4 protein-coding genes and 1 pseudogene are annotated in these 4,632 nt (G+C 38.3%); 2 read left to right on the top strand and 3 right to left on the bottom strand.

The window, feature by feature from the left end:
• On the bottom strand, positions 1 to 304 hold a 304-nt coding region (locus AC06OU_RS05855), incomplete at its 3' end, for an RNA 2'-phosphotransferase (protein WP_475854580.1).
• 25 nt (positions 305 to 329) lie between these two features.
• Positions 330 to 1,904 (bottom strand): NlpC/P60 family protein, encoded by a 1,575-nt coding sequence (locus AC06OU_RS05850; RefSeq protein ID WP_475854579.1) that lies wholly within the window; start codon positions 1,902 to 1,904, stop codon positions 330 to 332.
• A 377-nt stretch (positions 1,905 to 2,281) separates the two neighbouring features.
• Between AC06OU_RS05850 and AC06OU_RS05845 the strand changes: the two genes are divergently transcribed.
• Both AC06OU_RS05845 and AC06OU_RS05840 read left to right on the top strand, forming a co-directional pair.
• Positions 2,282 to 3,502: a hypothetical protein gene (locus tag AC06OU_RS05845; RefSeq protein WP_475854578.1), complete on the top strand. Its 1,221-nt coding sequence runs from the start codon at positions 2,282 to 2,284 to the stop codon at positions 3,500 to 3,502.
• A 132-nt stretch (positions 3,503 to 3,634) separates the two neighbouring features.
• A complete protein-coding gene (locus tag AC06OU_RS05840; RefSeq protein WP_475854577.1) occupies positions 3,635 to 4,387 on the top strand; it encodes a hypothetical protein in 753 nt (250 codons plus the stop codon).
• A 44-nt stretch (positions 4,388 to 4,431) separates the two neighbouring features.
• On the opposite strand, the pseudogene AC06OU_RS05835 reads toward AC06OU_RS05840, so the two are convergent.
• Positions 4,432 to 4,632: pseudogene (locus AC06OU_RS05835) on the bottom strand (LytR family transcriptional regulator); the annotation flags it as partial.

Below are 4,632 nucleotides of genomic sequence, written 5' to 3'. Positions count from 1 at the left end.
AAGTGCCATGATATAAAAACTCTGGTGGCACAACTTCTTTCATAGGAACCTTCACAGAAATAGAATGACCTTGATTAGCTCGGATTAATGTGGAGGTTTCATCCAAGCTATATCTCATTTTCTTATCGGTCCTTACAATCTCTTGTAATATATGAAAATCAATCAGCTTACCGCTGTTATTTATACCCTCAAGTAATTCCTCCACATTCGCATAACCAAATTCATCTAATGTAATACCTATTGTTTCTGGCTTATGCCTAAGAATTAAACTAATAAATACACTTAATTGATCATGTGTAGACATGAATTCACCCCGATCGTCCAATCTGTCAATCCAAATATCTCCGAGCACCTGCATAATTCGTCTTAAAAGTCCCAGCATTCATCGACTCGATTCTTACTTTAGAGGAAGAGCTCGGTGCATGCAGCATTTTACCCTCACCAACGTAAAGCCCTACGTGATATACCTTTCCTTTACCCCGGTTTCCAGCGAAGAATACTAGATCTCCCGGCTGGAGGTTGGCTTTCTTTACAGCCGTCCCTTTTGTTGCTTGAACAAATGAATCCCTTGGTATGATGATTCCATGATTTTTATATACAGAATAGATGATACCAGAGCAATCATAGCCGTAAGAGGACGTCCCAGCCCATAAGTATGGGAGGTTTAGGAACATTTTAGCGCTATTAATGATATCCTTTTGAGTCGGCTTAGGAATAGACTTGTAGTTTTTGAATACCTTTGCGTCTTTCTTTTGCATATACTTCACGCCGTTTTGTGGAGTCTGCACATGCAGCCAATCGCCTTCCTCCTTGATTACTGGAAGGATAGTAGAGTAGCTGATGCTAATGTATTTATTCTTTTTAGCCGTATCGCTATAGAGTGTTGTGCTTTTTGCATTTACAACGGCAATGACACAATCGGAATAGTCCTTTGTAGTTTCATAAATATGTGATTTCGGAACCCAGCCTGGGTAGCCTTCCTTTTGATGAGGAACATATTGGTCCTTAATCGCAATTTTGACCCAGCTACCACTTGTCTTTAAAATCGTAACCTCGTCACCAAACAGTGCCTGGGTGTCGACTCTATTAACTAACCACCATTTTTCTTTAATACTCATATTTTGCGTCCACTTGTGAATATCTACCGGAGCCGATATAGAAGTTCTATCTACAGATCGATAGGAGTTTGGTGTCTTCCAAAGGGATGTGACCTGTACGTTTACCTTTACTACTTTCTTGTTGCTAGGCTTCTCGCATGATTTTGCAGGAGGGACAGGTTGGGCTGGTGGAGCAATTACCTTACGTAAATTTGGTTCCATGCTGCGAGCTAACCAAACGACGAAATCTCCTTTTGTCACATTTTCGAGAGGTCTAAACGTATTGTCGGCTGTTGAGCTAATAATATGATGGGATTGTAGCGTCTTTATAGCTTCTGAAACCCAATATTCTGGTAGCACATCCTGGAACGTGTTCGGAACCGTTCCAGTCAAACTAAAACCTTGAACTAAAAAGACTGCAGCCTCGCCACGAGAAAATGGCTGATCTCTATTAAACGCATGATCTCCATCGAGACTCATTATCCCTCTTTCAACTAAAGCGGCAACTATTGGGTAGCTTGGGTGATCTCGATCAAAATCTGATATGAGTACATCAAATTGCTTTGACGTATCGATGTCTAATGCTTCGACAAGTAGCTCGGCAGCCTCTAATCGAGTTATTTCCTTGGTGACTCCAAAATTACTAGTGGCGTTAGTGACAATAAGACCCTTTGTAGCTAGAAAATCGTAGGCGGCTTTGTCTGGATGGGAGTCATCCACATCCTTGAACAATGCAGCCGCAGAGGCAGTAGTGAAAGTAGATAACAGCAAAATAAACAAGGTGATGATCATGGTGAGTTTTTTCAAAAGTGGGGTTCCTCCTATAATGTATTACCTCTAATATTACTACAAAGCGATTACATAATGTAACCTAAAATGGTAAAAATTCACTTTTAATATATACATATAATGAAGTAGTAGTAAGTTCAATCTTAATAGCGATCCTCTTTTTTCAAGCAAGTCGTAATAACTTAATATAATTAGCTAAAAAACTATAAATTTCCCCAAAGTTCCCCATTTTTCTATAAAACGATAATAAAAATCACATAATATGTAATTTTATAAGTATTTTTGTAATATATTATTATGTTATAAGTTGAATAGTTTAAAAATTAAGGGTATTATGGAAACGTGAGTAGAAGGTAATTTTTTCATAATTACCCAAAATTAAAAGGAGGAGTTTTATGAGTAAAAATTTCGTGAAAAAATCAGTAGCAGCAGCATTATTAACTACATCGGTATTATCTTTTGCACCTGCTGCACTGGGGGCAACCTCGGTTGACCAAACAGTAAATAAAGTGAAAACAGAGTTGAACAAGGCAACAACACACTACGTTTATCCTTCTTTAGAACGCAAGCTTGCACCGAGTAGTGCACTATACCCTGCGCTAAATAGTGCAAAGAAAAACTACCAAAACGCTAGAAAATCCATTCAAGGAGCTTCTGGACTTTCAACAGCTCAAAAGAATGCAAAGCTGGGTGAAATCGATTCCCTTTACAATGAAAAAATTTCTGGAGGATTAGTGCCATATATTGATGCACATAACTATGCAACGAAATACTTGGTGCCAATCATGAATGAATTAAACGAAGCGCAAGCAAGAAATGACTTCGCGGCAGTAGAAAAAGCGTACCATAAGCTTTCTTATCAGCTAAAAGGCAGAACTGCAATTCTATACCGTTTCTCTGGTAAAGCAGCTCGCGATCTATTGTTAGAGCAGTATAAAAAACCTGCAGATGCAAAACGTGATGAGTTAATGGTTCCTGTAACAATCTACATGGAACTAGTAAAAATTAATGATTTCTTAGCTACTAATAAATTGACAGAAGCTAAAGCTTCTCTTGCAGAAATCGAAGCAATTTTACATCGTTTGCCAAGCCCATCTACTGATAAATTCGTAGCTGCGCTTATGGTAGAAGTAGAGAAGACTAGAAAAGCTGTAAACGGCACAGTTACACCAGCTCCAACGCCACCAATCACTAACCCTGGCAATCCACCAGCTGATGGGGGAGGAGATACAACAACTCCAGCTCAACAGCAACAAATTTTAGATACAAAAGTTGCGTCTATTATTGCCACTTTAAATGCAACTCAATCTGATATTGCAACAGTGGAGAAAACTGGAGCAAATGCTTACACAGTAACTATTAAAGAAGATGTAAAGCCTGAAGCGATTAATAACTATTTAGGCAAAGGTCTTTTTGCACAGCTTGTTACTCAAGTGGGCGTAACACATGTGAATGGTCTAAATCCACTTTCATCAGAAGGTATTGATTACCTGAAAAAACAAATTCCTACAGATATTAAATCTGCAGATGAATTAAAAGGTAAAACATATTCTCTTCCTGTGACTGTGAACAACGGATCTGCAATTAACGTTACTTTCTCTGTAACTTTTAAATAAGTTATTTAAATACAAAAGCCCATTACTTGTATAAAGGATGGGCTTTTATACATATTTTTACTATAAACGACACTATATAACTAAAATCCGTGTTAAACTAGTTTTACTTTTTACTAGGAAGGGAGATTATTTATGAAAAAGCTTAAAATATTTTCTTTAATAGCTCTTGCCGTAATTATCGCCGGTGGTAGTTACTTATTGTATATGTTTAAATTTAAAGAATATGACGTAGCAGACGAGGAAGTGAAAGAGATCGTAGAGAAGGAGCCATACAAGGTGGAACTACCAGGTGGTATCACGATCTTAATGGATGAAAATGGAGAAGTTATACAAGAAACTACTGAGGGAACAGAGCCAAGTGGAGCTACAGGGACCTCAGATGGTAATACACAAGCAGTCTCCGGTCCTACAAGTTCAGCTTCCAATTTTAATAATGCATCGACACCCTCTCAGAGTCCTGGGAATACAGCAAGCTCTGGAAATGCAAGCTCTCCAAAGCCAAGTGGGAGTGGCACGGATTCTACCTTACAAAGTGAGTCAGTAGATACAATCATGGAGAAATATCGTCCAGCAATGGAAGGTTTAGAAGGACAAGCTGACACCAAGATCAATGCATTAGTAGGACGAGCTAAAACGGAGTATAGTACGAAAAAGGCTAATGGGGAAAGTATTGACTACGGTTACTTCTACAATAAATATATGGCGGCTGCCAAGGACTTAGAGGGAAATACAGATAAAGTATTTAACGCCGTGTTAAAAGCTGTTGAAAAAGACCTTGCAGCAAATGGGCATGATCAATCACAGGCTAAAGCAATGAAAAAAGAGTATGAAGCGAAGAAAAAAGCCCGCCGTGACGGAATTTTAAGTCAGGCAATGGGGAATTAATATCACACAAAAAGGCTGCCAGCATAACCTGGCAGCCCTTTTTCTTATTTCATCGCAAGCTCATTTTTCAATGTTGTCTTAATAGTGTTAAGTTCGTTAGCATCCATCAAATAGTACCAAACGCCATTAATCATTTTACCTTGTCCTTTTTGGATATAGAGCTGATTCACATTTCCAACAGCTCCTCGGTAATTGGATTGGATAGATACCATTTCATCAAAGGTTAAATTTGTTCGAATATTTTT

The organism is Psychrobacillus sp., assembly GCF_056205495.1.
Note: the sequence above shows the minus strand (reverse complement) of the source record. Positions and strands in the feature narration are given on the sequence as shown.